The 788-nt window shown below is 74.9% G+C and carries 1 protein-coding gene; it reads left to right on the top strand.

Annotation, left to right across the window (positions count from 1 at the left end):
* On the top strand, window positions 1–788 hold a 788-nt coding region (locus KBX53_RS34665), incomplete at both ends, for a S8 family serine peptidase (protein WP_210864002.1).

Raw genomic sequence — 788 nt, 5'->3', positions numbered from 1 at the left:
TCGGGCCGGGAGGACCGGCGACTCTTCGACGTCACCGGGCTGGTCGAGGCGGGTTTCGACGACGCCCACCGGGACACCCTGCCGCTCCTGGTGACGTACGGCGCGACGGGTGCCGCCCGGCGTGCCCCGGCCGCGCTGCCCGGCACCCGGCAGACCCGCGACCTGCCGGTGATTCGCGGCGCCGCGCTGGCCAGCGACAAATCCTCTTTGGGCGCGGTCTGGGAGACGGTGACCACCGGTCCCGCTGGGGCCCGGCTCGACGCGGCAGGGGGCGTCGAACGGATCTGGCTGGACGGCCGTCGACGGGTGACCCTCGACCACAGCGTGCCGCAGATCGGCGCGCCCGCCGCCTGGGCGGCCGGGTTCACCGGCGCGGGAGTGTCCGTCGCGGTGCTGGACACCGGCGTCGACGCGACGCACCCCGCCCTGGCCGGCAAGGTGGCCGAGGCGCGCAACTTCACCGAGGCCACCGACGCTCGGGACACGGTCGGTCACGGCACCCACGTGGCCTCGACCATCGCGGGCAGCGGCGCGGCCTCCGGCGGCAAGTACCGGGGTGTGGCGCCGGACGCGACGCTGCTGGACGGCAAGGTCTGTGAGGACGCCGGCTGCAGTGACTCGGCGATCCTCGCCGGGATGCAGTGGGCCGCTGTCGAGAAGAAGGCCGCCGTGGTCAACATGAGCCTCAGCGGCTGGGACACCCCCGAGGTGGACCCGCTGGAGGAGGCCGTGCAGACGCTGACCGCGCAGACCGGCACCCTCTTCGTCCACGCCCCCGGCACCCACGG

Source organism: Micromonospora sp. M51 (assembly GCF_018070305.1).
Lineage (GTDB): Bacteria > Actinomycetota > Actinomycetes > Mycobacteriales > Micromonosporaceae > Micromonospora > Micromonospora parva.
This window is presented reverse-complemented; position numbering and strand designations above follow the sequence as displayed.